Here is a 25,044-nt window from a genome sequence, read left to right on the forward strand (position 1 = left end):
TCACCCGCGGGGAGGGGCCGTCTTCGCCGCGGTCACTCCTGGACGCCGAGCTTCTCCAGGATGAGCTGGCGGGCCCTGGCCGCGTCGGCCTTGCCCTTGCTGGCCCGCATCACGCCGCCGACCAGCGCACCGGCCGCGGCGATCTTCCCGGAGCGGACCTTCTCGGCCGCGTCGGCGTTCTCGGCCAGCACCTGGTCGATGAGCGCGGACAGCTCGCCCTCGTCGTTGACGATGCGCAGGCCGCGCCGCTCGACGACCTCGTCCGGCGTGCCCTCGCCGGCCAGCACGCCTTCGAGCACCTCGCGCGCCAGCTTGTCGTTGAGCGCGCCGGAGGCGACCAGCTCGGTCACCCGGGCGATCTGCTCGGGCGTGATCGGCAGGTCGGCCAGCGCCACGCCGGTCTCGTTGGCCCGCCGCGCCAGCTCGCCCATCCACCACTTGCGGGCGTCGGCCGGCGGGGCACCGGCCGCGACCGTGGCCTCGACCAGGTCGATCGCGTCGGCGTTGTGCATGGCCTGCATGTCGAGGTCGGACAGGCCCCACTCGGCCTGCAGCCGCTTGCGCTTGACCGACGGCAGCTCGGGCAGCGCGGCCTTCAGCTCGGCCACCCACGCCTTGTCGGGCGCGATCGGCACCAGGTCGGGCTCGGGGAAGTAGCGGTAGTCCTGCGCCTCCTCCTTGGACCGGCCGGAGGTGGTGGTGCCGGTGTCCTCGTGGAAGTGGCGGGTCTCCTGGATGACCTTCCCGCCCCCGGCCAGCACCGCCGCCTGCCGCTCGATCTCGCTGCGCACGGCGCGCTCGACACTGCGCAGGGAGTTGACGTTCTTGGTCTCCGTACGGGTGCCCCACTCCGACGACCCGCGCGGCATCAGCGAGACGTTGACGTCACACCGCAGCGAGCCCTCCTCCATGCGCACGTCGGAGACGCCCAGCGAACGCATGATCTCGCGCAGCTCGGTGACGTAGGCCCTGGCCACCTCCGGCGCGAGCCGGTCGGCGCCCGGGATGGGCTTGGTCACGATCTCGACCAGCGGGATGCCGGCGCGGTTGTAGTCGACGATCGAGTAGTCGGCGCCGTGGATGCGGCCGGTGGCACCGCCCACGTGGGTGGACTTGCCGGTGTCCTCCTCCAGGTGCACCCGCTCGATGCCGATCCTGACCGTCTTGCCCTCGACCTCCACATCGATGTAGCCGTCGTAGCAGAGCGGCTCGTCGTACTGGGAGATCTGGTAGTTCTTCGGCATGTCCGGATAGAAGTAGTTCTTCCGGGCGAAGCGGCACCATTCGGCGATCGAGCAGTTCAGCGCCAGGCCGATGCGGATCGTCGACTCGATGGCCTTCTGGTTGGCCACCGGCAGCGCCCCGGGGAGCGCCAGGCAGGTGGGGCAGACCTGCGTGTTGGGCGGCGCGCCGAAGGTCGTCTTGCAACCGCAGAACATCTTCGACTTGGTGCCCAGCTCGACATGCGTCTCGAGGCCGAGCACCGGCTCGAAGCGCTCGAGCGCTTCGTCGTACGGCATGAGCGTACCGGCAGTCATGGTGAGGTCCTCAGTTTCAGCTCGTTGCGTGTCACGCCAGCTCCGGTGCCTTGGACAGCAGGCTGCCGCCCCAGCGGCTCTCCAGGGCCTGCTCCACGGCCGCGCCGACGCGGTAGCAGCGGTCGTCGGCCAGGACCGGGGCCATGATCTGCAGGCCGACCGGCAGGTTGTCCTCGTCGGCCAGACCCACCGGCACGGAGATGGCCGCGTTGCCCGCCAGGTTGGACGGGATGGTGCACAGGTCGGCGAGGTACATCGACATCGGGTCGTCGGTGCGCTCGCCGATCGGGAACGCCGTGGTCGGCGTGGTGGGCGAGACCAGGACGTCGACCTGCTGGTAGGCGGCCTCGAACTCCCGGGCGATGACCGTGCGCACCTTCTGGGCCTGGCCGTAGTAGGCGTCGTAGTAGCCGCTGGACAGCGCGTACGTGCCGAGCATGATGCGCCGCTTGACCTCCGGACCGAACCCGGCCGCCCTGGTCAGCGCCATGACCTCCTCGGCGCTGCGGGTGCCGTCGTCGCCGACGCGCAGGCCGTAGCGCATGGCGTCGAAGCGGGCCAGGTTGGACGAGCACTCCGACGGCGCGATCAGGTAGTAGGCGGGCAGCGCGGTCTTGAACGACGGGCAGGAGACCTCGACGACCTTGGCCCCGAGCGATTCCAGCAGTTGCACGGCCTCGTTGTAGCGGGCCAGCACGCCCGGCTGGTAGCCCTCGCCGGAGAACTCCTTGACCACGCCGATGCGCATGCCGGCGACGTCGGGGTGCTTGGCGGCCTCGACCACCGAGGGCACCGGCGCGTCGATGGAGGTGGAGTCCATCGGGTCGTAGCCGGAGAACGCCTCGTGCAGCAGCGCCGCGTCGAGCACGTTACGCGCGAACGGGCCAGGCGTGTCCAGCGAGCTGGCGAACGCGATCAGGCCGTAGCGGGACGAGCCGCCGTAGGTGGGCTTCATGCCGACGATGCCGGTGACGGCGGCGGGCTGCCGGATGGAGCCGCCGGTGTCGGTGCCGGTGGACAGCGGCGCCTCGTAGGCGGCCACGGCGGCGCTCGACCCGCCGGACGAACCGCCGGGCACCCTGCTCAGGTCCCACGGGTTGCGGGTGACCTGGTAGGCGGAGTTCTCCGTCGATGAGCCCATGGCGAACTCGTCGAGGTTCGTCTTGCCCAGGATGACCAGGCCGGCCTCGCGCAGGCGGGCGGTGACGGTGGCGTCGTACGGCGGCCGCCAGCCTTCGAGGATCTTGGACGCGGCCGTCGTCGGCATGTCGCGCGTGGTGAAGATGTCCTTGTGGGCGACCGGCACACCGGCCAGCGGGCCCAGCTTCTCCCCCGCCCGCAGCCGGGCGTCCACCGCGCGGGCCTGCTCCAGCGTGGTCTCCCGATCGACGTGGAGGAACGCCTGCACCTTCGGCTCGACCTCGGCCATGCGGTCGAGGTGCGCCTCGGCCACCTCGACGGCCGACACCTCGCCCGCGGCGATCATCGCGCCGAGCTCGGCGGCGGTCTTGCGGATCAGGCTCATGCCTCCTCCCCGAGGATGCGCGGCACCCGGAAGCGGTCGTCCTCGACGGCGGGCGCGCCGGCGAGCGCCTGGTCGGGCGTCAGAGACTGTCGCACCTCGTCGGCACGGAAGACATTGGTCAGCGGAAGCGCGTGCGACGAAGGCGGCACATCCTCGGCGGCGACCTCGGCCACCTTCGCGACCGACTCGATGATCGCATCGAGCTGGGTGGCGTAGTGATCGAGTTCGTCGTCGCTGAGCGCCAGCCTGGACAACCGGGCCAGGTGTGCGACCTCGTCGCGGGTTATGGCGGACATGAGTCGTTGAACCCGTTTCGTGGATGGAGTCTTTGGACACTGCCATCCTAGGGGTCTTGACGTAGCAGCCCCGAACGCATTATCCGCTCAGGCGGAGCTGACTTCGGGCTGGTACTCGTACTCCACCGAGCCGCCCGTGCGGTCGCGCAGCCAGACCGCGGCCTCCTCGGCGGGCATCGGCTCGCAGAACAGCCAGCCCTGCCCGGCGTCGCAGCCCAGCTCGACGAGGCGCATCGCGACCTCCTCCGACTCGACGCCCTCGGCGACCGAGCGCAGGCCCAGGCTCCGTACGAGGTCGACGATGGAGCGGACGATGCGGTAGTCGTCCTCCGACTCGGCGATCCTGCGGACGAATGAGGCGTCGATCTTGACCTCCGAGACGGCCAGCCGCTGGAGCCGGATCAGCGAGGAGTAGCCGGTGCCGAAGTCGTCGATCGCGAGCGGCACGCCGAGCGCGGCCAGCGCCTTGATGGTCTCCTGCGTGTACGCCTGATCGCCGGTCAGGATGCGCTCGGTGACCTCGAGCTGGATGGCGGCGGGCGGCAGCGCGTACTTGGCCAGGCCCACCCCGAGCTGCTCGGGCAGGGCGGAGCCGAGCAGGTCGCGGGCCGAGATGTTGACCGAGATCTGCACCCGCAGCCCCGTGTGCCACCAGGCGGCGGCCTGTCGCATCGCCTCCTCGATCACGTACGCGGTGAGCTGCCGCATCAGGTACGACTGCTCGGCCAGCGGCACGAAGTCGGCCGGCGCCACGGGCCCGTGCACGGGGTGCCGCCAGCGCAGCAGCGCCTCTACGCCCTGCACGTCGCCGGTGCCGAGCGCCACCTTGGGCTGGTAGTGCAGGCGCAGCTCGCGGTTGTCGATGGCGCGGCGCAGGTCGCCGAGCAGGGTCAGGCGTTCGGGAGAGTTGCGGTCTTTGTCGGGCTGGTAGAGCTCGACGCCCGTACGCCCCTCCTTGGCCAGGTACATCGCCACGTCGGCCCGCTGGAGCAGCAGCTCGAAGTCGGGCGCGTGGTCGGGATAGAGCGCGATGCCCACCGAGGCGTCGAGGTCGAACGTCATGCCCTCCAGGCGCACCGGCTCGGTGAGCGCCGCGCGCAGCCTCGCTGCGACCTCCCTGGCCGCGTGGGCGTCCCTGATCGAGGGCAGCAGCACGGCGAACTCGTCGCCGCCGAGCCGCGCCACGACGTCTCCCGGGCGTACGGCATGAGTGAGCCGGTGGGCGACGAGCTGCAGCAGCCGGTCGCCGACCGGGTGGCCCATCGTGTCGTTGACCTCCTTGAACCGGTCGAGGTCGAGGAGGAACAGCCCCACCCGCTCGTCCTGGCGCACCTCGGCCAGCGCCTCCTCGGTGCTGACCACGAGCATCTTCCTGTTGGGCAGGCCGGTCAGCTCGTCGTGCATGGCCTGGTGGTCACGGCGCAAGGAGAGAGTGGCGGTGAAGTAGACGGCGGCCAGCGGGGCCACGAACAGCGGCACCAGCCCCGGCGAGTGGTCCATGACGACCACCACCAGGGGCGCGAGGCCCAGCAGGCCGATGTACACCAGTGCTTGGGGGCCGACGCTGGCCCTGAGCACGCGTACCAGCGAGCGCCGCTCGTGCAGCGCCACCGCGCCGCACACCAGCGCGCCTCTGACCAGGAAGTACGCGATCCCCGCCAGCGCGATGGCCAGCAGGTCGTCACCCGCGGGCACCCAGGGCGCGGCCGGGCTCGGCACGATGCCGAACAGGCTCAGCACCACGGCAGCCGCGATCAGCGCCAGGGAGGACTGCGCGATGTTGAACATGACCCGATGCCACGCCTTGCGCGTCACCACGCCGTTCATCGCCACCGCCACGGCCTGCATGAGCACCGCGACGGGCAATCCGAGGTGCAGCAGCACCGCGAAGGTGAACATGGTGGACGGGTACGTGCCGCCCACGGCGGTGGCCGACGACACCATGACGGGCCGCAGCTCGCCCAGGATCACCAGCACCGCCAGCACCCAGAACAGCGGGGTGCGGGCGAGCTCCACCAGACCGGACGGGTCCAGCCGCAGCATGGCCACCACCAGACCGGTGAAGCCGATCACGGTGACGCCCGCGAGATAACCCCACAACGGCGTGCCGACGCGTGGCCCTTTGTCGCGGGTGTCGGTTGGGTCAGTCATCGGTAACAGAACCCCCATTAGGTCACTATGGGAGGGTACGACCTTCACCCCACTTCGCGAAACCAAGCGCGTACGTTCCGTCACTTCTCCTTTCCGACATATACCCAAAAAGCACCCTGTGTAGCAAACCGAGCACACAGCGACCCCAACCTACGCCGAAGCAGCCGGAACCCTGGCAGCGCCCACACGGCTCGCATAGAAGACGACCAACCCCCGCAAACGGTTTGCCACCCCCGCAAACAACCCGTAAGAAGATCCGCACTCCCCGTTCTCGGAGGGGCCGGAGCACGACCGTCGGGGCCGCTCCCGGTCACGTCCACGGACTCCCACGAACTCCATCGAAGAGCGGACACCTCCTTCGAAGGAGATGTCGAAGGAGATGACGCGCAGACGGCACTCCCCCGATGTGAGGGCGGAAACCAGGGGGCGCTCGGGTCACTCGGCGGTTCGAGCGACAGCTCGCGCCCGCAACGGCCAGACCAGGACGGGCCTACAACGGGCAGCATGAGCGCATCCGCAGCAACCCGCCAGACACAGCGGGAGCGCACGAGCGCGATAACGCGGAAGGGGGCCGCCCGCGCCCGCGAGCCGCCCCCTTCAACTGACCCCCGGTTCAGTCCTCCGGTGTGGTCGCCACCTGGGCCGCCGCCTCGGGGCCTTCGTTCAGCAGCACCTCGAAGCCGGCCCGGTCCAGGATCGGCACCTTGAGGTCCACCGCCTTGTCGTACTTCGACCCCGCGTTCTCCCCCGCGATCAGGAACGACGTCTTCTTCGACACCGAGCTCGACACCTTGCCGCCCCGGCCGGTGAGCTCAGCGGCGGCCGAGTCGCGGGTGTAGCCGTCGAGCGTGCCGGTCACCACGAACGTCAGGCCCTGCAGCGTCTGCGGCCCCTTCTCGGGCGCGGGCTCGTCCTCCATGCGGACCCCGGCGGCCCGCCACCGATCGATGATCTCGCGGTGCCAGTCGACCTCGAACCACTCCTTGATCGTGGCCGCCACCTTGGGCCCGATGCCTTCGACGGCGGCCAGCTCCTCCTCGGAGGCGTTCATGATCGCGTCGATCGAGCGCATGGCGTCGGCGAGCGCGCGGGCGGTGGGCGGGCCGACGTGGCGGATGGAGAGCGCGACCAGCACCTGCGCGAGCGAGGACTGCTTGGCCCGCTCGAGCTCCTCCATCAGACGCAGCGCGTTCTGGCTGGGCTCGCCGTTGACGTTGGAGAAGAACGTGACGACCTTCTCCTTGCCGGTCTTCGGGTCGATCTTGGGCAGCCCGGTCTCCTGGTCGCGGACCACCGACTTGATCGGGATGAGCCGGTCGAGGGTGATGTCGAACAGGTCGGCCTCGGTGCGCACGACCGGCTCCTGCGGCGGCAGCGGCTGGGTGAGCGCGGTGGCCGCGACGTAGCCGAGCCCGTCGATGTCGAGCGCGCGCCGCCCGGCGGCGAAGAACAGGCGTTCGCGGATCTGCGCGGGGCAGCCGCGCGCGTTGGGGCAGCGCAGGTCGGCGTCGCCCTCCTGCTCGTACGCCAGCTCGGTGCCGCACTCGGGACAGTGGGTCGGCATCACGAACTCGCGCTCGGACCCGTCGCGCAGCGGCACGACCGGCCCGACGATCTCCGGGATGACGTCGCCCGCCTTGCGCAGCACCACGGTGTCGCCGATGAGCACGCCCTTCTTCTTGACGATCGCGGCGTTGTGGAGCGTGGCCCGCTCGACCGTCGAGCCCGACACCGAGACCGGCTCCATCACCCCGAACGGCGTCACCCGCCCGGTGCGCCCCACCCCGACCTGGATGTCGAGCAGCTTGGTGTTGACCTCTTCCGGCGGGTATTTGTACGCGATCGCCCAGCGCGGCGCCCGCGAGGTGGAGCCCAGCTCCCGCTGAGTGCGGAAGTCGTCGACCTTCACCACGACGCCGTCGATCTCGTAGGGCGGGTCGTGGCGGTGCACGCGGTAGTGCTCGATGAACTCGTTGACCTCGTCGAGCGTCGGCACCACCTTGTAGAGGTCGCTGACCGGCAGCCCGAACTCGCGCAGCCGCTCGTAGCACTCCGACTGCGCGCGCGGCTCCTCGGACCCCTCCCACACGCCGATGCCGTGCACCAGCATGCGCAGCGGCCGCTGGGCGGTAATGCGCGGGTCTTTCTGCCGCAGCGTGCCGGCCGCGGAGTTACGCGGGTTGGCGAACGGCGCCTTGCCCTGCTCGACGAGCTGCTCGTTGAGCTTTTTGAAGTCTTCGACCGGGATGTAGACCTCGCCGCGCACCTCGACCAGGCTCGGCACGTCGTCGCCCTCGAGCCGGTGCGGGACGCCCTTGATCGTGCGGACGTTGTCGGTGACGTCGTCGCCGGTGCGGCCGTCGCCGCGGGTGGCGGCCCGCTCCAGCTTGCCGTCGCGGTAGACCAGCGCGACGGCGAGCCCGTCGATCTTCAGCTCGCACAGGAAGGGACCGGGGTGGCCCTCGGCAAGACGCTCGGCCCGCGACGCCCAGGCGGCCATGTCGTCGGCGTTGAACGCGTTGTCGAGGCTCTCCATCCGGTTGAGATGCTGAACCTTGGCGAAGTCGCCCGACACCGGCGCGCCCACCTGTTGCGTGGGCGATTCGGGCGTCTGCAGCGAGGGATATTGCTCCTCCAGCGCGAGCAGCTCTTTGAACCACTCGTCGAACTGGGCATCGCTCACCGTGGGCTGGTCGAGCACGTAGTAGCGCCAGCGCGCCTCCTTGACCAGCTCACTCAGCTCGGCATGCCGCTTGAGCGCGGTCACCGGCACACCCTCGACCTCGCCGCCCGGCTCACTCACGCGACGTCTCCTTCCGTACGACGACCTGAGCAAACGCTACCGCCGGCCACCGACAAAACCATGTCTCAGCCGCCCTCGCCCGCGGGATCGTCCCTGAGCACCTGGGCCGCCTTCGTGCACGCGCCTAGCGCCTGGCGCGCGTAGGCGGGAGAGGCGCCCGCCAGCCCGCACGCCGGGGTGAGCACGACCTGCTCGGTCAGCCGGTCGGCCGGGAACCCCAGCCGCCGCCACAGCTCCAGCGCGGGCTTGGCCACCACGCCGATGTCCGGCAGCCGGGTGTCCACGCCCGGCACGACGCCCATGAACAGCGTCAGCCCCGCCTCGAACAGCTCGCCCAGCTCGTCCTCGTCGCGCCGCCGCAGCAGCGAGGCGTCCACCGACACGCCGCGCACGCCGGCCCGGCGCAGCAGCGCGAACGGCACATCCGGCGCGCAGCAGTGCACCACCGGCGACTCGAAGTGGCGCAGCGACTCCTCGACCCGCCACTCCTCGACCGCGGGCAGCCGCCCGAACCCGGACGCGGTCGGCACCGTACCGGCCAGCACGCCGGGCAGCCCCGGCTCGTCGAGCTGCAGCACGATCTCCGTCACCCCGGGCAGCCGCCTGCGCACCTCGGCGCAGTGGTCGGCCACGCCCTGCGCCAGCGAGGCGATCAGGTCGCGTACGGCGCCCGCGTCGGACAGCATCTTGTCGCCGTGCTTGAGCTCGATCGACGCCGCCAGCGTCCACGGCCCGCAGACCTGCAGCTTCAGCGGCCCCGCGTAGTCGTGGCCGACCTCCTCGAGGCCGTCGAGGTCGCGGCGCAGGTGATCGACGGCGCGCTGGTGGTCGCGTCCGGGCCGGTCGGTCAGCCGCCATCCCGAGGGCTGCACCTCCACCGGCAGGTCGATCAGCAGCCCCGCGCTGCGCCCCACCATGTCGGCGCCGACGCCCCGCGCGGGCAGCTCGGGAAGGTACGGCAGCCCCGGCACCTCGCCGAACACGACCCTGATCGCCTCAAGATGATCGGAACCGGGGTGCGAGCCGACCCCGGTGGCCTCCCACATAGACATGGGCACAAGCGTAGGCTCTGCCGCATGAAGCTCACGAAGCACGATCACGCCTGCGTCCGCGTGGAGAAGAACGGCAAGGTGCTGGTCATCGACCCGGGCGCGTTCACCAGGGGCCCGGTGCTCGACGGCGCCGACGCGGTGCTCATCACCCACGAGCACGCCGACCATGTGGACGTCGACCGGCTCAAGGCCGCATCGCCCGACTTGGAGATCTACACGTGCGAGGGCGTCGCGGCCCTCTTGACCGAGGTGCCGGGCAAGGTCCAGGTGGTACGCCAGGGCGACGGCTTCGACGTGGCGGGCTTCCGTGTCAGGGTGTTCGGCGAGTGGCACGCCTACAACCACCCCGACATGGCGGTCGTGCAGAACGTCGGTTTCCTGATCGACGACGAGGTCTTCTACCCGGGCGACGCGCTGACCGACCCGGGTGTGGAGGTGCCGACGCTGCTGGTGCCGACCGGCGCGCCGTGGCTCAAGCTCGCCGAGACCGTGGAGTATCTGCGCAAGCTCCGCCCGGCGCGGGCGTACTCGACGCACGACGGCCTCTACGACGAGATCGGCCTCGGCCTGGTGGACAACTGGCTGCGCATGGAGGCCGACAAGCAGCAGGCCGACATCCGCCGCATCCCGGTCGGCGAGTCGGTGACGATCGGCTAGCCGATCAGCTAGAAGATCAGCCGGCGGACATGATGGTGGCCGACCCGATGACGGTGTCGCCCGAGTAGAGCACGGCCGCCTGCCCGGCGGCGACGCCCGTGGCGGGCCGGTCGAGCTCGATCGTCAGGCCGTCGCCGGTCTCTTCGAACCGGCACGGATAGACCTCGCCGTGCGCCCTGAGCTGCACGGTCAGGTCGTCGTAGCGGGACGGGCCGTTCCAGACAGGGCGGCCGCAGGTGATCGTGGTGACCTCGAGCGCCGAGCGCGGGCCGACCGTGACCGTGTTGGAGACCGGCTCGATGGACAGCACGTAGCGGGGACGTCCGTCGGGCGCGGGACGGTCGATGCGCAGGCCCTTGCGCTGGCCCACGGTGAACCCGTGAGCGCCCTGGTGGGTGCCGACGACCTCGCCGTTCTGGTCGACGATCGGGCCCTCGGCGGAGCCGAGCCGCTTGGCCAGGAAGCCGCGGGTGTCGCCGTCGGCGATGAAGCAGATGTCATGGCTGTCGGGCTTGTCGGCCACGGTCAAGCCGCGCCGCGCGGCCTCCTCGCGCACCTCTGCCTTGGTGGAGTCGCCCAGCGGGAACATCGCGTGGCTGAGCTGCTCGCGGGTGAGCACGCCCAGCACGTACGACTGGTCCTTGCTCTGATCGACGCTGCGCGACAGCACGCCGTCGACCAGCCTGGCGTGGTGGCCCGTGGCGACCGCGTCGAAGCCGAGCGCGAGCGCCCTGTCGAGCACCGCCGCGAACTTGATCTTCTCGTTGCAGCGCAGGCACGGGTTGGGCGTGCGGCCCGCGGCGTACTCGGAGACGAAGTCCTCCACCACGTCACGCTGGAAGCGCTCGGCCATGTCCCAGATGTAGAACGGGATGCCGATGACGTCGGCGGCGCGGCGCGCGTCACGCGAGTCCTCGATCGTGCAGCAGCCTCTGGCGCCGGTGCGGTGGGATTGGGGGTTGGCCGACAGCGCGAGATGCACACCGGTGACGTCGTGGCCGGCCTCGGCGATGCGGGCGGCGGCCACCGCTGAATCGACGCCGCCCGACATGGCGGCAAGCACACGCAATCCCATGACTCATCCAGCGTACTGTCCGGGCGGGAGTGCGCGACCATGGCATGGGTCTGGAAGGATTCGTCCATGCGACTGTTCGGGCGCAAAGACGCAGACGAAAGGGCGGGCCAGGGGGAAGCGGCCATCGCCGGATTCTGGACCTGGTGGCAGGAGAACAGGCCGCGGCTGGAGGCGATGATGGCCTCCGGCGAGACCGGCGAGCTGGAGGAGCTGCTGGCGGCCCCGGTCGCCGCGATGGATCCGGCGCTGGTCTGTGAGGTGGCGCCGGGCAAGGAGGCCGCGCACGCCCTGGTGGTGACCGCGGAGGGCGACGCCGAGCTGCGCCCGCTCGCCCACCGCTGGGCCAAGGCGGCGCCGCCGGCCGACCTGCTGTGGGAGTTCCACCCGTCGCGCCAGGCCGACCCGCGCGCCGCCGAGCGCACGATCGACGTCGGCGAGTACACGGTCGGGATCGACAGGATGACGCTCGGGCTGCGTGTGCCGCGCAATCAGGCCAGGGTCGACGTGGCCGCCTACCATCCGGTCTTCGGCGAGCTCGACCCCGAAGACCGGATGCAGACCGCGCTGCGCGCCCTCGACGCGCTGCTCGGCGAGGACGAGGTGGCCCGGTGGGTGGGCGAGATCACGGCGGTCGCGTTCGAGCCGATCGACGCCGTCGCGGCCGTCCACCTGCCCGCCGTGGTCGCCGACGTGGCCTCGGGGATCGGCGAGGACGAGTGGGTGCTGCTGGAGGGGCAGGCCGGCGGCAAGCCACTGGCGGCCACCGCCCGCTACCCGCTGCGGCCGGTCGATCATCCGCTGTGCGACGAGCACATCGCCATCACGCTCCCGTACGCCGAGCGCGACGAGCAGGACCTGCCCGCGGGCGGCTCGCTGGAGGCGCTGCGCGACCTGGAGGAACGGCTGACCGCACGCCTGGGCGAGCACCCCGCCGACGCGCTGCTCGCGGTGCACCTGAGCGCCGACGGCCACCGCGTCATCCACGTCTACGCCGACCCGGACGCCGGCGCCGCCGCGATCGCCAAGGAGCTGGCCTCGGGCTGGCGGGAGGGCAAGGCGCTGGTGGACGTCTCACGCGACCCGGCCTGGACGGCCGTCGCCCCGTTCCTCACCTGACGTCCGCTGACGTCCGCCCCGGTGCCGGCCCGGCTGAGGCGGCCTCATGCGGAGCCACCCCTGACCACCTCATGCGGAGCCGGTCCCGGCCGCCTCATGCGGAGCCGCCCCTCACCGCCTCATGTGGAGCCGGCCCTGCATGTGACCCTCATGACGGGCCGCCCACGGCCGCGCGGGTCAGCCGAGGCCGGCGCGGCGGGCGCGCTCCACGGCGGCCGGCAGCACCTCGATGAGGCGGTCGATGTCGTCGCGCGTGGAGGTGTGGCCCAGCGTGAAGCGCAGCGAGCCGCGCGCGGCGGCCGCGTCGGCGCCCATGGCGAGCAGCACGTGGGACGGCTGCGCGACCCCGGCCGAGCAGGCCGACCCGGTGGAGCACTCCACGCCCTTGGCGTCGAGCAGCATGAGCAGCGCGTCGCCCTCGCAGCCGGGGAAGGAGAAGTGGGCGTTGCCGGGCAGCCGGTCGTCTGGGTCGCCGTTGAGCACGGCGTCGGGCACGACCTCGCGTACCCGTCTGATCAGCTCGTCGCGCAGCTCCGACAGGCGGCGGGCGAGCGCCTCCTGCTCACGTACGGCGACGCTGACCGCGGCGGCGAACGCGGCGATGCCGGGCACGTCGAGCGTGCCGGAGCGCACGTCGCGCTCCTGACCGCCGCCGTGCTGCACGGACACCGGCGTCAGCCCCCTGGCCAGCAGCAGCGCGCCGACCCCGACAGGACCGCCGACCTTGTGGCCGCTGATAGTGATCGCATCGGCGCCCGAGCCGGAGAACGACACCGGAAGCTGCCCGACGGCCTGCACGGCGTCGCTGTGGAACGGGATGCCGTGGTCGTGGGCGATGGCGGCCAGCACCTGGACGGGCTGAACGGTGCCGACCTCGTTGTTGGCCCACATGACGCTGATCATGGCGACGTCGTCGGGGTCGCGCTCGATGGCGGCGCGCAGCGTCTCGGGGTGGACCCGGCCGAGCTCGTCGACCTCGAGCAGCTCGACCTCGGCGCCCTGGCTGCCGGCCAGCCAGTGGGCGGGGTCGAGCACGGCGTGGTGCTCGACGGAGCTGATGAGCACGCGGCGGCGCGGGCGGCGCGCCCAGTAGAGGCCCTTGACCGCGAGGTTGTCGGCCTCGGTGCCGCCCGAGGTGAAGACGACCTCGCTCGGCCGCGCGCCGAGCGCGTCGGCTATCGTTTCCCGTGACTCCTCGACCACCCTGCGTGCCTGACGACCGGCCGCGTGCAGCGAGGAAGCATTTCCCACGCGTTTGAGTTGAACCGTCATGGCCTCGATCGCTTCGGGCAGCATGGGGGTGGTCGCCGCGTGATCAAGATAGGCCGACGGTCTGGTCACCCGTTCAGGGTATCTCGTTTGCGACTGTACCGTCCGGACGGTACAGTAGAGGTATGCGAAGGGACGAGCTTTTGGACGCGGCGGAGGAGATCCTCTGCGACCAGGGCTCGACCGCGCTCACCCTGGCCGCGGTGGCCGAACGGGCGGGCGTCAGCAAAGGTGGCCTGCTGTATCACTACGGCTCCAAGGAAGCCCTGATCAAGGGCATGGTGGAGCGGCTGATCGACGACTTCGACGAGCTGGTGGCCGCCCAGACGGGCGCGACCTACACCGAGCGCTACCTGGCCGCCACGCTGGCCGCCGTGCGCTCCGGCCGCCTGCGACGCTGGGCCGTCGTCACGGGGGCGTCGGGCAACGTGCTGCTGCTCGCTCCGCTCCGCGAGGCGATGGCCCGCTGGCACCGCGAGGGGCTGGACGACGAGCCCGATCCGCTGGCCTCCCAGGTCGTCCGGCTGGCGTGTGAAGGGCTGTGGGACGTCGCCAGCCACGACCCCGAGCTCTACAGCGAAGAGGACCTTCAGGCCCTGGAGCGCCGCCTGACGGCGATGCTCGCTCCGAGCTGACCCGCCGCCCCGGCGCGCCGCCACGACTGACGCCTCGTCGTGCCCTCGTGGCGGGCGCCGCCGGCTCATCCCCCTTCACCCCCCTTCACCCCCTTCATCCCCCCAAGGGCGCCTTCAGGGGCGCCCGCTTTGACGTGCGCCGTGCCGGATTCCGGTGCGGCGCTCGGCATGCCGAAACGCGGCCCCTGCCTGCTGCCGGGCCTGCGGCTCCGGCATGCCCGCAAGCAGTGACCCAAGACGTACACGTACGACGACTTCAGTGAGGTGTGGCCTTATGACCCGCGAGCTGAGGAGTGCCCGTTACGGGGCGGTCCTCACCTTTGTCCTTGCCGGCCTGATGGTGGGCACGATGACCGTGCGCATCCCCGCCCTGACCGACAAGCTCGGCCTCTCCGAGGCCATGGTCGGGACGATCCTGCTGGCATGGGGCCTGGGCGCCCTGGTGACGATGCAGTCCATGCGGCGCGTCATGGCGCGCGTGGGCAGCCGGGCGGTGTTGCGGGCAGGTGGTCCACTGACGGCGCTGAGCCTCCTCGGCGTGGGCCTCGCTCCCGACCTGCCGCTGCTGCTGACGGCCGTGGTGCTGTTCGGCATGGCGTTCGGCGTCATGGACGTCGCCATGAACGCCCAGGGCTCGGCCGTCGAGCAGGCCTACCGGCGGCCACTGATGAACGGCATGCACGCCGGCTGGTGCGTGGGCGCCATCTCGGCGGGCGCGCTCGGCAGCCTCGCGATCGCCGCAGGACTGCCGTTCACCACGCACGTCACGCTGATCGCGCTGCTCGCGCTGCCGGTCATCGCGCTGCTCGGCCGTACGTACCTGCCGGAGCGGCCCGCCGTGGCCACCGCGGCGCAGGGGCGGCGCCGCATGCCGCCGGTCGTCTACCTGCTGGGCGCGATCATGTTCTTCGCGTTCATGGTCGAGGGCACCGTGGCCGACTGGAACGGCCTCTACATGCGCAACGAGCTCGGCGCGCCCGAGGCCGTCGCGGCGCTCGGCTACCCGGTGTTCGAGGTGGGCATGCTCATCGCCCGCGTGACCGGTGACCGGCTGCGGGTCAGGTTCGGGGTGCGCGGCATGCTCACCGTGTCGGGCGTCGCGACGGCCGGGTTCTTCTCGGTCGTGCTGCTCGCCCCCGCCGCGATGGTCGCCGTGCCGGCGATGTTCTTCGTCGGGCTCGGCGTGGCGACGATCTCGCCGCTGACGCTGTCGCTTGCGGGCACCGCGACCGACGCGCCCGGCCCGGCGATCGCGCAGGCCGGCGCCATGGGCTACGCGGGGCTGCTGCTCGGCCCCGTGGTGATCGGGTTCCTGTCGGACGCGGCCGGCCTGCGTACGGCGCTGAGCATCGGCGTGGGTCTCGGCGTGCTGATCGCGCTGGCCGCGCGCCTGCTCCCGCACGGCGAGCCGGCCCAGGTGACCCGCCTGCCGGAGCCCGAGCCCGAGCCTGAGCCCGAGCCGGTCAGGGCCGCCGCCTGAGAGTTCTCTGTGGATCGGCGCGGGCGGCCTGGCATCTCGCCACATGCGCCGCCCGCGCTCACAGAGAACTCACAGAAACCCTCAGAGCGCCTCCAATCAGCCGCTTCAGGCTGGATCGCATGATCCAGCTCAATGGACTGACCAAGCGCTACGGCGAGACCGTCGCTGTGGACCACCTCACCTTCACCGTGCAGCCGGGCCTGGTCACCGGCTTCCTCGGTCCCAACGGCGCCGGCAAGAGCACGACCATGCGGATGATCATGGGCCTCGACCTGCCCACGTCCGGCACGGTCACGATCACCGGCCGGCGCTACCACGAGCTGCGGCACCCGTTGCGCACGATCGGCGCCATGCTGGATGCGCGGGCCGTGCACCCGCGGCGGAGCGCGTACAAGCACCTGCTCTACCTGGCGCAGTCGAACGGCATCCCGGAATCCCGCGTCGGCGAGGTGCTGGAGCTGGTCGGCCTGGCGGACGCGGCGGACCGGCCGGCGGATTCTCCCTCGGGATGGGCCAGCGGCTGGGCATCGCCGCCGCCATGCTCGGCGACCCTCCGGTGCTGCTGCTCGACGAGCCGATCAACGGGCTGGACCCCGAGGGCGTGCTGTGGGCGCGCAACCTCATGCGCGGGTGGGGCGCCGAGGGACGCACCGTGCTGGTCTCCAGCCATCTCATGAGCGAGATGGCGCTGACCGCCGACCGGCTGGTGGTGATCGGCAGGGGACGGCTGCTCGCCGAAGGCGACATCGCGGACTTCACCGCGAGGGGGTCGGTCGTGGTCGTCCGTACGCCCGACGCCGGTCACTTCGCCCGGCGGCTCGCGCTCGCGGGCGCCTTCGTCGAGCCGGGAGAGACCGGCGAACTGCTCGTCAAAGGCATGTCACCGCCCGATGTCGGCAGGCTGGCCGCGGCCGAGAACGTCACGCTCTACGAGCTGAGCATCCGAGAGCCCTCACTGGAGGAGGCATTCATGGAACTGACCCGCGACGCCGTCGAGTGGGGTGCGGCCCGATGATCGACGCAGGAGCGCTCAAGGCCGAGTGGACCAAGTTCAGCAGCCTCCGGGCGACCATGGCGCTGTCGGTGGCGGCGGTGCTGGTGTCGGGCCTGTTCGGCTGGATGTTCTCCAACGCCGCCGCCGCCGAGTACGCCACGCTCACCCCGCAGGAGCGGCTCGGCTTCAACCCCGTCGAGCTGGGCATGCGCGGCATCTTCCTGGTCCAGGTGCTGCTCGCGGGCCTGGGGGCGCTGATCGTCTCCACCGAGTACGGCTCGGGCACCATCACCGCGAGCATGGCCGCCGTCGGCAGGCGCGGCCGGCTGCTGGCCGCCAAGGCCGGCATGACGGTGCTGAGCGCCCTGCCGGTGAGCGTGGCCTCCATCGTCCTGATGTTCACGGTCAGCCAGAGCACGCTGGCGGCGGGCGGCGCCCCGGCCGCGACCCCGGGCGATACGACGGCGATTCAGCTGCTGCTCGGCGGGCCGATCGTGCTGACGCTGATCTCGCTGTTCGGGCTGACACTCGGCGTGCTGCTGCGCAGCACGGCCGCCGCGGTCAACTTCTCCGTCGTCTTCCTGCTGTTGCCCATCCTGTCGAGCGTGATGCCGGGCTTCCTGCAGGTGGTCGTCAGGTTCTTCTGGCCCAACGCGGCGCCGTTCCAGGCCATGTACGGAGCGGAGAACGTGCCTGATTTGTTGGGATATGGGCTTATTGTGGCGTTTGTCGTGGTCATGCTGGCAGCGGCCTACGTCCGGTTCACCCGGAAGGACGCCTGATTAGTGTGAGATCGGGAGGTGGCTCACATGGCCGAGCGGCTGCTGGTGGTCGATGACGAGCCCACCGTCAGAGAGCTGCTCTCGGCGACGCTGCGCTTCGCGGGCTTCACCGTGAGCTCGGCCGCCGACGGCCTGCAGGCGCTGGACGAGGCCCGGCGCGACCCGCCCGACCTGGTGCTGCTCGACGTGATGCTGCCCGACCTCGACGGCTTCGAGGTGCTGCGCAGGCTGCGTGCCCTGCCCAGGGCCGGCGGTCGTCCCGGCCCCGTGCCGGTGCTGTTCCTGACCGCGCGCGACGCCAAGGCCGACAAGGTCAACGGGCTGCGGCTGGGCGGCGACGACTACGTCACCAAGCCGTTCGACCTGGAAGAGCTGCTGGCCAGGATCCGCGCCATCCTGCGGCGCACCGGCGGGACCCCCGACGATCACACGCTGGTGGTCGGCGACCTGGAGCTCGACCCCGAGGGCCACCAGGTCACCAGGGCAGGACGTCCGGTACGCCTGTCGCCCACCGAATACCGGCTCCTGCACCACCTGATGCTCAACGCGGGCCGCGTACTGCCGAAGGCGTCCATCCTCGACGCCGTGTGGCGCTACGACTTCGCGGGCGACACCAGCATCGTCGACACCTACATCAGTTACCTGCGCCGCAAGCTCGACACCGGCGACTCGCCCAAGCTGATCCACACCGTGCACGGGGTCGGCTACGTCCTGCGGCGGCCGAAGCCGTGAGAGGGCTTCTGCGCGGGCTCTCGCTGCGCGCGCGGCTGCTCGCCATCACGGTCCTGCTGCTGGTCGCGGGGCTGGCGCTGATCGGTTCGGTGTTCGTACGGCAGCTCGAAACGCAGCTCATGGCCCGCACGGACGCCCAGCTCACGCCCATGGGCACGGCCATGTCGATGGTGCCGCCCGAGCTGGCCTCCGCGCTCGGCTCCCGGCTCGGCGGGGCGGGGACCGTCTTCACCGGCCTCGACCTCGCCACCCAGGGGTACGCGGCCTACCTCGCGCCCGACGGCCGCGTGCTGCGCGCGTACGGCGGCGCCGCCGGCATCGCCTGGCCCCGCCTCGACACGGCCGGCATCGCCCAGCGCGACGGGCGGCCGTTCACCGTGCGGGACGCGGACGGCACGGAGTGGCGGGCGGTGGCGCTGCCAGCCCGGCGGGCCAGCGCCGAGTTCGCGTACACGGGCGTGGTGGCGGCGGTGTCGCTGGACGGCCTGCGCTCCACCGTCGATCGCATGCGGGCCGTCTGCCTCGTCGCCGGGGCGATCCTGCTCGCCGTACTCGCCCTGGCGGGCGGCCTGGCCATCCGCGCCGGGCTCGCCCCGCTGCGGCGGGTGGAGGAGACCGCGGCCGCCATCGCCGGCGGCGACCTGTCCAGACGCGTACCCGAGCCGGGACCGCCCACCACCGAGGTCGGCCGCCTGGCCCGCTCGCTCAACACGATGCTCGCCCAGATCGAGCAGGGCGTCGCCGCCAAGGTCGACTCCGAAGCGCGCATGCGCAGGTTCGTCGCGGACGTCAGCCACGAGCTGCGCACGCCGCTCTTCGGCATCAAGGGCTTCTCCGAGCTGTACCGCATGGGCGGTATCGAGGCCGCGACCGCGCTCGCCCGCATCGAGAGCGAGTCGGGGCGGCTCGCCAAGCTGGTCAACGACCTGCTGCTCCTGGCCGGCATCGAAGAGGACGACGGGCCCGGGCTTGAGCTGACCCCCATGGACCTCCGTACGCTCGCCGCCGACGCCCGCCACGACCTCACCGCCCTCGACCCCACCCGCCCCATCGCCTTCACCGGCCCCTCCGGCGGGCCCGCCGCCACCGCACCCGTCCTGGGCGACGAGGCCCGGCTGCGGCAGGTCGTCAGCAACCTCGTCGGCAACGCCGTCACCCACACCCCCGCCGGCACACCGGTCAGAATCGGGGTGGGCACGGAGGGCGGCGACTCGGTGCTGATCATCGAGGACCAAGGCCCCGGGCTCGCCCCCGAGGAGGCGGCCCGGGTCTTCGACCGCTTCTACCGCGCCGACGCCTCCCGCGCCCGCGCGACGGGCGGCGCGGGGCTGGGGCTGGCGATCGTCCGCTCGATCGTGGCCGCCCACGGAGGCCGCGTCGACCTCCGCACCGCCCCCGGCCAAGGCGCCGCCTTCACCATCCGCCTCCCCACCACCACCCCCTGACCCCTCGCTCCGCACACGAGGGCCACCCTCCCGGCTGAGGACCCGCCGGGACGCTCGCACCACTACCCCCGGGCAGGCGGCCACGCGGCCAGGCACGCACCGCAACGCGACCACCAGCGGCGTGGCCGCGACGCGGGCACATCCGGCCCGGGCTCGGAGCGTGGGCACACCGCCGGACGGCGAGAGCGGGCCCCTGCCGGCCGCTGGCAGCAGGCACTCATCGGGCAGCGGAAGCAGGCCCGCTCCGGGCGCTTGAAGCGGACCCGCCACCGAGCTGGACCACCTCCGAGCAGCGAGCCGGACCCACCACCATCGGGCCAGACCCACCACCGAGCAGCGGGCCGGACCCACCACCATCGGGCCAGACCCACCACCGAGCAGCGAGGGGTCCCACTACCGGGCAAGCGAAAGGGCCGGGGTGACAGGCCCCGGCCCTTTCCACGTGCGCTACTTGCGCTTCTTGATCTCTTCCGTGAGCTGCGGGACCACCTGGTGGAGGTCGCCCACCACGCCGTAGTCGGCCAGCTCGAAGATCGGCGCCTCCGGGTCCTTGTTGATGGCGACGATCGTCTTGGCCGTCTGCATGCCGGCCCGGTGCTGGATGGCGCCGGAGATGCCGGCCGCGATGTAGAGCTGCGGCGAGACGGTCTTGCCCGTCTGGCCCACCTGGAACTGGTGCGGGTACCAGCCGGCGTCGGTGGCGGCGCGGGAGGCGCCGACGGCGGCGCCGAGCGCGTCGGCGAGCTCTTCGATGACGGCGAAGTTCTCGGCGGAGCCGACGCCGCGACCGCCGGAGACGACGATGGCGGCCTCGGTCAGCTCGGGACGGGCGCCCTTCTCCTGCTTGACGCGCTCGACGACGCGGGCGGCCTTGGCGGCGTCGGAGAGTGCGACCGTGACCTCCTCCTCCGCGCCCGCGCCGGCGGACGGGACGGGAGCGGTGGAGTTGGGACGCACGGCGATGATCGGCGTGCCCTTGCGGACCCTGGAGTGCACGTTGATACCGCCACCGAAGATCGACTGGTCGGCGACGAAGCCCTCGCCGACCCCGACGGCGTCGGTGATGACGCCGGAGTCGGTCTTGATGGCCAGCCAGGCGATCTCCTTGCCCTCGGCGGTGGCGGCGATGAGCACGCCGGCCGCCGACTTCTCCGTGACGAGCTTGGCGAGCAGCTCGGCCTTGGGGGCGACGACGTGGTCGACGAGGTCGCCGGAAGCGGCCACGTAGATCTTTTCTGCGCCGTATTCGGCGAGGCGGGCCTTGGCCTCGGGCGTGAAGCCGGGGCCGGCCCAGACGGCGGCGGGCGTGCCGAGCGTGCGGGCCAGGGTCAGCAGTTCGAGCGTGACCTTCTTGACCTCACCGTCGACCTGCTCGACGAGAACGAGAACGTCCGACATATCAGTTAAACCCCCCGTTCTCAGATGAACTTCTTGGATGCCAGGAAGTCGGCCGTCTTCACGCCGCCGTCGCCCTCGTCCTTGACGATCGTGCCGGCCGCGCGCGGCGGGGCGGGGGCGAAGTCGACCACCTCGGACCAGGCGGCACCCAGGCCCACCTGGCCGGGGTCGATGGAGGCGTCGCCGATGGCCAGCGTCTCGACCGGCTTCTTCTTGGCCGCCATGATGCCCTTGAACGACGGGTAGCGAGGCTCGTTGATCTTCTCGACCACGGAGACCACGGCGGGCAGCGTGGCCTCGACCCGGTCGTAGCCGTAGTCGGCCAGCCGCTGCACCGTGATGGTGCCGTCCTGGATGTCGACCTTGTTGGCGAGCGTGAGCTGCGGCGCGCCGAGCCGCTCGGCGAGCATGGCGGGCAGCATGCCGGTGCGGGCGTCGGTCGACTCGGAGCCCAGGATGACCAGGTCGAACCCGATCTTCTTGAGCACCTGGGCCATCGCGTACGAGGTGGACAGCGCGTCGGAGCCGTGCAGCGCGTCGTCGCTGAGGTGGACGGCCTTGTCGGCGCCCATGGCCAGGGCCTTGCGGATGGTCTCGGTGGCCTTGGCGGGGCCCATGGTCAGGACGGTGACCTCACCGCCGTGGGCCTCCTTGATCCTCAGCGCCTCCTCGACCGCATACTCGTCAAGCTCGTTGACCACGCCGTCGGCGGCGTCCCGGTCGAGCGTGTTGTCATCGGACCGCAGCTTGCGCTCGGTCGCCGTGTCGGGGACCTGCTTCACGCAGACGACGATGTTCATGGCCGGTGGCCGACCTCCCGTAGTTCGCGTGCGCCTCCGCCTCGTTGCGGCGGCGCCGAATCCATCTGTCCAGACTGCCAGGTGCCCCGGGGGCATCCGACAGAGGGTCTGCCGTGGTTTCGCCGTTATGTTACCCATGGGTAGCTTTCGCGCAAACCGGCACGAAAGCTCTCCCCACCATACCGAACTTTATTCGGTCAGCACCTGTGACATCTCTTACGCCGACAGCAGGAAGACGATCCCGACCACCAGCGCCGTGACCCCGAACAGGGCCAGCGTGAACGTGCTGAACCACGCCGCGAGCCCGAAGCACAGCCCCACCGTCCCCGCCACGGCGACCAGATCGGCGATCATCCGGCCGCGCCGGTAGGGACTCTTCGACAACAGCGCCACGCCCGCGTCGATCACCACGGCCAGCGAGTACGCCGCCAGCAGGAACAGCGACACCTCGGGCAGCGGCTCCCGCGCCGCGGCGGCCAGCAGCGCCACGAACAGCGCCGACCCGGTCAGCCACCACCTGCGCACCTTCTCCCGGTGCCTGGCCCTGGACTCCTCCACCGACCGCCGGTACTGCTCCTTGCCCGGCCGCCACTCCCTGGTGGCCATCTCGTCCTGCTCGGACGCACGGGACCGTGCGGGCATCGGGCGGGGCGAGGGCATCTGGGCGACGGGCTCCACACCGAGCCGGTCGCAGATCTCCGCGGCCGTGGGCCGCTTGGCCGGGTCGGTGGACAGGCACGCGCGTAACAGCGGCTCCAGCCAGTCGGGCACGCCCTCCAGGTCGGGCGGGTGGTGCACGACGCGGTAGGCGACGGCGGAGGCGGGCCCCTGTCCGTACGGCTGCCGCCCGGTGGCCGCGTACGCGAGCGTCGCGCCGAAGGAGAACACGTCGGCCTCCATCCCGGCGGGCCGCCCTTCCAGCACCTCGGGCGCGAGGTAGCCGGGCGTGCCGACGACCGCCCCCGAGGCGGTGACGGACAGCGAGTCGAGCGCGCTGGCGATGCCGAAGTCGATGACGACCGGCTCGCCCTCGGTCACGATCACGTTGGCCGGCTTGAGGTCGCGGTGGATCACGCCCGCCTGGTGCATGGCCTGCAGCGCGTCGGCCAGCCCGGCGGCCAGCCGCCGCAGGTCGGCGACCGGCACGGGCACCGCGCTGAGCGGGCGGCCCTGCACGTAGCGGGTGACGATGTACGGGCGATCGCCTTCGAGTGAGGCGTCGAGCACCTCGGCGATGTGCGCCCCGCCGACCCTGCGCATGGTCTCGACCTCGCGGGCCAGCCGCGCCAGCGCCGCGCTGTCGGCGGCGACGTGGGGGTGCAGGACCTTGACCGCGACCGTGCGCCCCTCGGGGTCAAGCGCCAGGTGCACCTCGCCGAAGCCGCCTGACCCGAGACGGGAGAGAAGCTCGTACGGGCCGAGGTGCTCGCTCATACTTCCTCTCTCCCCCGTGGGACCGGGCGGACACTCAGGACCAGAAGTTCAGGAAGCTCAGCCCCAGACCGTCCATCAGGCTGCCGATCAGGCCCGTGATCAGACCGATGGTGCTCTGCCTCGCGTCGCTGGCGAGGTCGTCGATGACCGACTCGGGCGCCCGCCACGGGTACCAGTCGGTCGGCTGCCCCATCGCGAACATCACCGCGAACAGCGCCGCGGTGCCCACCAGCAGGACCGCGACGAGCGCCGCGCCGGGGCTGCGCAGCATGCCGGTGAGCGAGCGGGTGACGGCCCTGCGCGGCGCGCCGCCGCCGGGCAGCACGAACAGGCCGGCGGCGAAGGCGCCCGCGGCGTACGCGGCCGCCTCGTTGACGGTCATCGACCCGGCCCAATAGAGCACGCCCCAGACGCATACGCCGAACAGCAGCGCGAGCGGCACGTGGACGACCGTGACGAGCGCCGATTTGATCAGCGCCCATGGCGTGCCGACGAGGACGAGCAGCGGGTCGGCGGCGCTGCTGCCGCGTATCTGCCGCCGCTTGACCATGTCGCCGAACAGGTATTCGCCGATGCGCAGCACGAGCGCGAGCGCGACGGCGATGGCGCCCGCCACGACCGGCATCACCACCGACAGCGCCACCAGCGTGACCAGCAGCAGCAGCCCCGTGACCTGGGCACCGAACAGGTAGCGCTTGCGCTCGGCGGGCGGGGTGTACTGCGGCGGCGGCGGGTAGGGCCTGGCCTGCGCCGGGGCGCTCTGCGGCGGCGCGGGGTAGCCGGCCACGCGCTGGTCGGGGCGCGGCGCGGGCGGCCTGGCCGCCGCCGGCGCGGGGATGTAGGGAGGCGGACGCTCTTCACGCCTCGTGGGCGTCAGCGGCGGGCGCTCCTCGCGCCTGGTCGGCGTCGGTGACGGCGCGGGCGGCGGTGCGGGCTCGCCGTACTCGACCGGCGGCAGCAGGTCGGAGAAGGTGTCCATGGTGCGGGTGCGGTCGGTCAGCCGCTTGGTGCCCGTCGGGCCGTCGAAGGACGCCTCGTTGAACGTCGTCACCGACGGGTCGAGCTGGTTGGCCATGCGCAGCAGCTCGGGCGCGGTGGGCCGGGCCGCGGCGTCGACCTGCAGCGCCTTGCTGAGCCAGCCGCGCAGCCAGACCGGCGCCTTGTCGAGCTGCGCCCGCCCTTCCATGATGTTGAAGCAGACCGACTCGAACGTCCCCGTGCCGAACGGCGGCGCCCCCGTGGCGGCGAAGAACACGGTGGAGGCCAGCGCGTGCACGTCGGCCGCCTGGGTGATGTCGGAGTCGCGGATGATCTCGGGGGCGAGGTAGCCGGGCGTGCCGACGAACATGCCGGTCTGGGTCAGCCGGGTGGCGTTGACCAGGTGGGCGATGCCGAAGTCGATGACCAGCGGCTCGCCGTCGACCAGCATGACGTTGGACGGCTTGAAGTCGCGGTGGATCACGTCGGCGGCGTGGATGGCCACGAGCGCCTGGCACAGCCCCTGGGCGAGCCTGATGACCTGGCGGGCCTCCAGCGGCCCCTCGGTCAGGACGGTGTCCTCGAGCGTGCGGCCGGGCGCGAACCGGGTGACGATGTACGGCTGGCCGCCCACCAGCTCGGCGTCGATGACCTCGGCGACGTAAGGGCTGCGCACCCGCCGCATGGTCTCGACCTCGCGGGTGAGCCGGTCGCGCGCCTTGAGGTCGGCGGCGACGTGGGGATGCAGGACTTTGATGGCGACTTCCCGGCCCTCGCCGTCGAGACCGAGGTGGACGACCCCCATGCCACCTTCGCCGATCTTCCTGACCAGGCGGTAGGGCCCGAGGCGTTCTGGTGCTTGGGTGTTCATCGCCACCTTCCCC

The 25,044-nt window shown here is 71.6% G+C and carries 19 protein-coding genes and 1 pseudogene; 8 read left to right on the top strand and 12 right to left on the bottom strand.

Annotated elements, in window-relative coordinates; genetic code table 11:
• Positions 1-32: 32 nt before the first annotated feature.
• The 6 genes from gatB to ACFMQL_RS07500 form a co-directional block, all read right to left on the bottom strand.
• Entirely contained in the window at positions 33-1,538 is a 1,506-nt protein-coding gene (gene gatB / locus ACFMQL_RS07475) for an Asp-tRNA(Asn)/Glu-tRNA(Gln) amidotransferase subunit GatB (RefSeq protein WP_364059069.1), read from the bottom strand.
• A gap of 31 nt (positions 1,539-1,569) precedes the next feature.
• Entirely contained in the window at positions 1,570-3,063 is a 1,494-nt protein-coding gene (gene gatA, locus ACFMQL_RS07480; protein WP_364059072.1) for an Asp-tRNA(Asn)/Glu-tRNA(Gln) amidotransferase subunit GatA, read from the bottom strand.
• Positions 3,060-3,359, bottom strand: coding sequence for an Asp-tRNA(Asn)/Glu-tRNA(Gln) amidotransferase subunit GatC (gene gatC, locus ACFMQL_RS07485; RefSeq protein WP_364059075.1), 300 nt, complete (start codon positions 3,357-3,359; stop codon positions 3,060-3,062). Before gatC ends, gatA begins: the two co-directional genes overlap by 4 nt.
• An 87-nt stretch (positions 3,360-3,446) precedes the next feature.
• Positions 3,447-5,510 (bottom strand): EAL domain-containing protein, encoded by a 2,064-nt coding sequence (locus ACFMQL_RS07490; RefSeq protein ID WP_364059078.1) that lies wholly within the window; start codon positions 5,508-5,510, stop codon positions 3,447-3,449.
• 613 nt (positions 5,511-6,123) lie between these two features.
• Positions 6,124-8,313, bottom strand: a complete 2,190-nt coding sequence (ligA, locus tag ACFMQL_RS07495; RefSeq protein WP_364059081.1) for an NAD-dependent DNA ligase LigA — start codon at positions 8,311-8,313, stop codon at positions 6,124-6,126.
• Between the two features lie 65 nt (positions 8,314-8,378).
• Positions 8,379-9,365 carry a methionine synthase gene (locus tag ACFMQL_RS07500; RefSeq protein WP_378785030.1) on the bottom strand — a complete coding sequence of 329 codons (987 nt, stop codon included), beginning with the start codon at positions 9,363-9,365 and terminating at the stop codon, positions 8,379-8,381.
• A gap of 24 nt (positions 9,366-9,389) precedes the next feature.
• On the opposite strand from ACFMQL_RS07500, the gene ACFMQL_RS07505 reads away from it, so the two are divergent.
• Entirely contained in the window at positions 9,390-10,022 is a 633-nt protein-coding gene (locus ACFMQL_RS07505; RefSeq protein WP_378785031.1) for an MBL fold metallo-hydrolase, read from the top strand.
• 16 nt (positions 10,023-10,038) lie between these two features.
• On the opposite strand, the gene mnmA is transcribed toward ACFMQL_RS07505, so the two are convergent.
• Positions 10,039-11,097: a tRNA 2-thiouridine(34) synthase MnmA gene (gene mnmA, locus ACFMQL_RS07510; RefSeq protein WP_378785033.1), complete on the bottom strand. Its 1,059-nt coding sequence runs from the start codon at positions 11,095-11,097 to the stop codon at positions 10,039-10,041.
• Between the two features lie 66 nt (positions 11,098-11,163).
• On the opposite strand from mnmA, the gene ACFMQL_RS07515 reads away from it, so the two are divergent.
• Positions 11,164-12,213, top strand: coding sequence for a DUF695 domain-containing protein (locus ACFMQL_RS07515; RefSeq protein ID WP_364059093.1), 1,050 nt, complete (start codon positions 11,164-11,166; stop codon positions 12,211-12,213).
• A 177-nt stretch (positions 12,214-12,390) separates the two neighbouring features.
• Here ACFMQL_RS07515 and ACFMQL_RS07520 read toward each other — a convergent pair whose 3' ends face one another.
• Positions 12,391-13,554, bottom strand: a complete 1,164-nt coding sequence (locus tag ACFMQL_RS07520; protein ID WP_364059096.1) for a cysteine desulfurase family protein — start codon at positions 13,552-13,554, stop codon at positions 12,391-12,393.
• A gap of 53 nt (positions 13,555-13,607) precedes the next feature.
• Between ACFMQL_RS07520 and ACFMQL_RS07525 the strand changes: the two genes are divergently transcribed.
• The 6 genes and pseudogenes from ACFMQL_RS07525 (at position 13,608) to ACFMQL_RS07550 (ending at position 19,550) form a co-directional block, all read left to right on the top strand.
• A complete protein-coding gene (locus ACFMQL_RS07525) occupies positions 13,608-14,117 on the top strand; it encodes a TetR/AcrR family transcriptional regulator (protein WP_364059099.1) in 510 nt (169 codons plus the stop codon).
• 274 nt (positions 14,118-14,391) lie between these two features.
• A complete protein-coding gene (locus tag ACFMQL_RS07530; RefSeq protein WP_364059102.1) occupies positions 14,392-15,597 on the top strand; it encodes an MFS transporter in 1,206 nt (401 codons plus the stop codon).
• Positions 15,598-15,716: 119 nt separating this feature from the next.
• Positions 15,717-16,612 (top strand): annotated as a pseudogene (locus ACFMQL_RS07535) (ABC transporter ATP-binding protein).
• Positions 16,609-17,373, top strand: a complete 765-nt coding sequence (locus ACFMQL_RS07540) for a hypothetical protein (RefSeq protein ID WP_378785036.1) — start codon at positions 16,609-16,611, stop codon at positions 17,371-17,373. Before ACFMQL_RS07535 ends, ACFMQL_RS07540 begins: the two are co-directional and overlap by 4 nt.
• A gap of 27 nt (positions 17,374-17,400) precedes the next feature.
• Positions 17,401-18,105 (top strand): response regulator transcription factor, encoded by a 705-nt coding sequence (locus ACFMQL_RS07545; RefSeq protein ID WP_364059111.1) that lies wholly within the window; start codon positions 17,401-17,403, stop codon positions 18,103-18,105.
• On the top strand, positions 18,102-19,550 hold the full coding sequence (locus ACFMQL_RS07550) for an ATP-binding protein (RefSeq protein ID WP_378785038.1): 1,449 nt from the start codon (positions 18,102-18,104) through the stop codon (positions 19,548-19,550). The genes ACFMQL_RS07545 and ACFMQL_RS07550 overlap by 4 nt, the downstream gene beginning before the upstream one ends.
• 447 nt (positions 19,551-19,997) lie before the next feature.
• Here the strand turns inward: ACFMQL_RS07550 and ACFMQL_RS07555 are convergent, their stop codons facing one another.
• The 4 genes from ACFMQL_RS07555 to ACFMQL_RS07570 form a co-directional block, all read right to left on the bottom strand.
• A complete protein-coding gene (locus ACFMQL_RS07555) occupies positions 19,998-20,948 on the bottom strand; it encodes an electron transfer flavoprotein subunit alpha/FixB family protein (RefSeq protein ID WP_378785040.1) in 951 nt (316 codons plus the stop codon).
• A 20-nt stretch (positions 20,949-20,968) separates the two neighbouring features.
• Entirely contained in the window at positions 20,969-21,748 is a 780-nt protein-coding gene (locus tag ACFMQL_RS07560; protein WP_364059120.1) for an electron transfer flavoprotein subunit beta/FixA family protein, read from the bottom strand.
• Between the two features lie 216 nt (positions 21,749-21,964).
• Positions 21,965-23,182: a serine/threonine-protein kinase gene (locus ACFMQL_RS07565; protein WP_364059123.1), complete on the bottom strand. Its 1,218-nt coding sequence runs from the start codon at positions 23,180-23,182 to the stop codon at positions 21,965-21,967.
• Between the two features lie 34 nt (positions 23,183-23,216).
• Positions 23,217-25,031: a serine/threonine-protein kinase gene (locus ACFMQL_RS07570; protein WP_364059126.1), complete on the bottom strand. Its 1,815-nt coding sequence runs from the start codon at positions 25,029-25,031 to the stop codon at positions 23,217-23,219.
• Between the last annotated feature and the right edge of the window lie 13 nt (positions 25,032-25,044).

The sequence above is a fragment of the Nonomuraea fastidiosa genome (genome assembly GCF_042751225.1).
GTDB classification, from domain to species: domain Bacteria; phylum Actinomycetota; class Actinomycetes; order Streptosporangiales; family Streptosporangiaceae; genus Nonomuraea; species Nonomuraea fastidiosa.

Bases quoted from the DNA above. Each gene is read 5' to 3' on its own strand.
- gatB (WP_364059069.1), bottom strand. From the start codon at position 1,538: ATGACTGCCGGTACGCTCATGCCGTACGACGAAGCGCTCGAGCGCTTC.
- ACFMQL_RS07525 (WP_364059099.1), top strand. From the start codon at position 13,608: ATGCGAAGGGACGAGCTTTTGGACGCGGCGGAGGAGATCCTCTGCGAC.
- ACFMQL_RS07545 (WP_364059111.1), top strand. From the start codon at position 17,401: ATGGCCGAGCGGCTGCTGGTGGTCGATGACGAGCCCACCGTCAGAGAG.
- gatA (WP_364059072.1), bottom strand. From the start codon at position 3,063: ATGAGCCTGATCCGCAAGACCGCCGCCGAGCTCGGCGCGATGATCGCC.
- mnmA (WP_378785033.1), bottom strand. From the start codon at position 11,097: ATGGGATTGCGTGTGCTTGCCGCCATGTCGGGCGGCGTCGATTCAGCG.
- ACFMQL_RS07490 (WP_364059078.1), bottom strand. From the start codon at position 5,510: ATGACTGACCCAACCGACACCCGCGACAAAGGGCCACGCGTCGGCACG.
- ACFMQL_RS07505 (WP_378785031.1), top strand. From the start codon at position 9,390: ATGAAGCTCACGAAGCACGATCACGCCTGCGTCCGCGTGGAGAAGAAC.
- ACFMQL_RS07565 (WP_364059123.1), bottom strand. From the start codon at position 23,182: ATGAGCGAGCACCTCGGCCCGTACGAGCTTCTCTCCCGTCTCGGGTCA.
- ACFMQL_RS07500 (WP_378785030.1), bottom strand. From the start codon at position 9,365: ATGTCTATGTGGGAGGCCACCGGGGTCGGCTCGCACCCCGGTTCCGAT.
- gatC (WP_364059075.1), bottom strand. From the start codon at position 3,359: ATGTCCGCCATAACCCGCGACGAGGTCGCACACCTGGCCCGGTTGTCC.
- ACFMQL_RS07560 (WP_364059120.1), bottom strand. From the start codon at position 21,748: ATGAACATCGTCGTCTGCGTGAAGCAGGTCCCCGACACGGCGACCGAG.
- ACFMQL_RS07540 (WP_378785036.1), top strand. From the start codon at position 16,609: ATGATCGACGCAGGAGCGCTCAAGGCCGAGTGGACCAAGTTCAGCAGC.
- ACFMQL_RS07515 (WP_364059093.1), top strand. From the start codon at position 11,164: ATGCGACTGTTCGGGCGCAAAGACGCAGACGAAAGGGCGGGCCAGGGG.
- ACFMQL_RS07570 (WP_364059126.1), bottom strand. From the start codon at position 25,031: ATGAACACCCAAGCACCAGAACGCCTCGGGCCCTACCGCCTGGTCAGG.
- ACFMQL_RS07555 (WP_378785040.1), bottom strand. From the start codon at position 20,948: ATGTCGGACGTTCTCGTTCTCGTCGAGCAGGTCGACGGTGAGGTCAAG.
- ACFMQL_RS07530 (WP_364059102.1), top strand. From the start codon at position 14,392: ATGACCCGCGAGCTGAGGAGTGCCCGTTACGGGGCGGTCCTCACCTTT.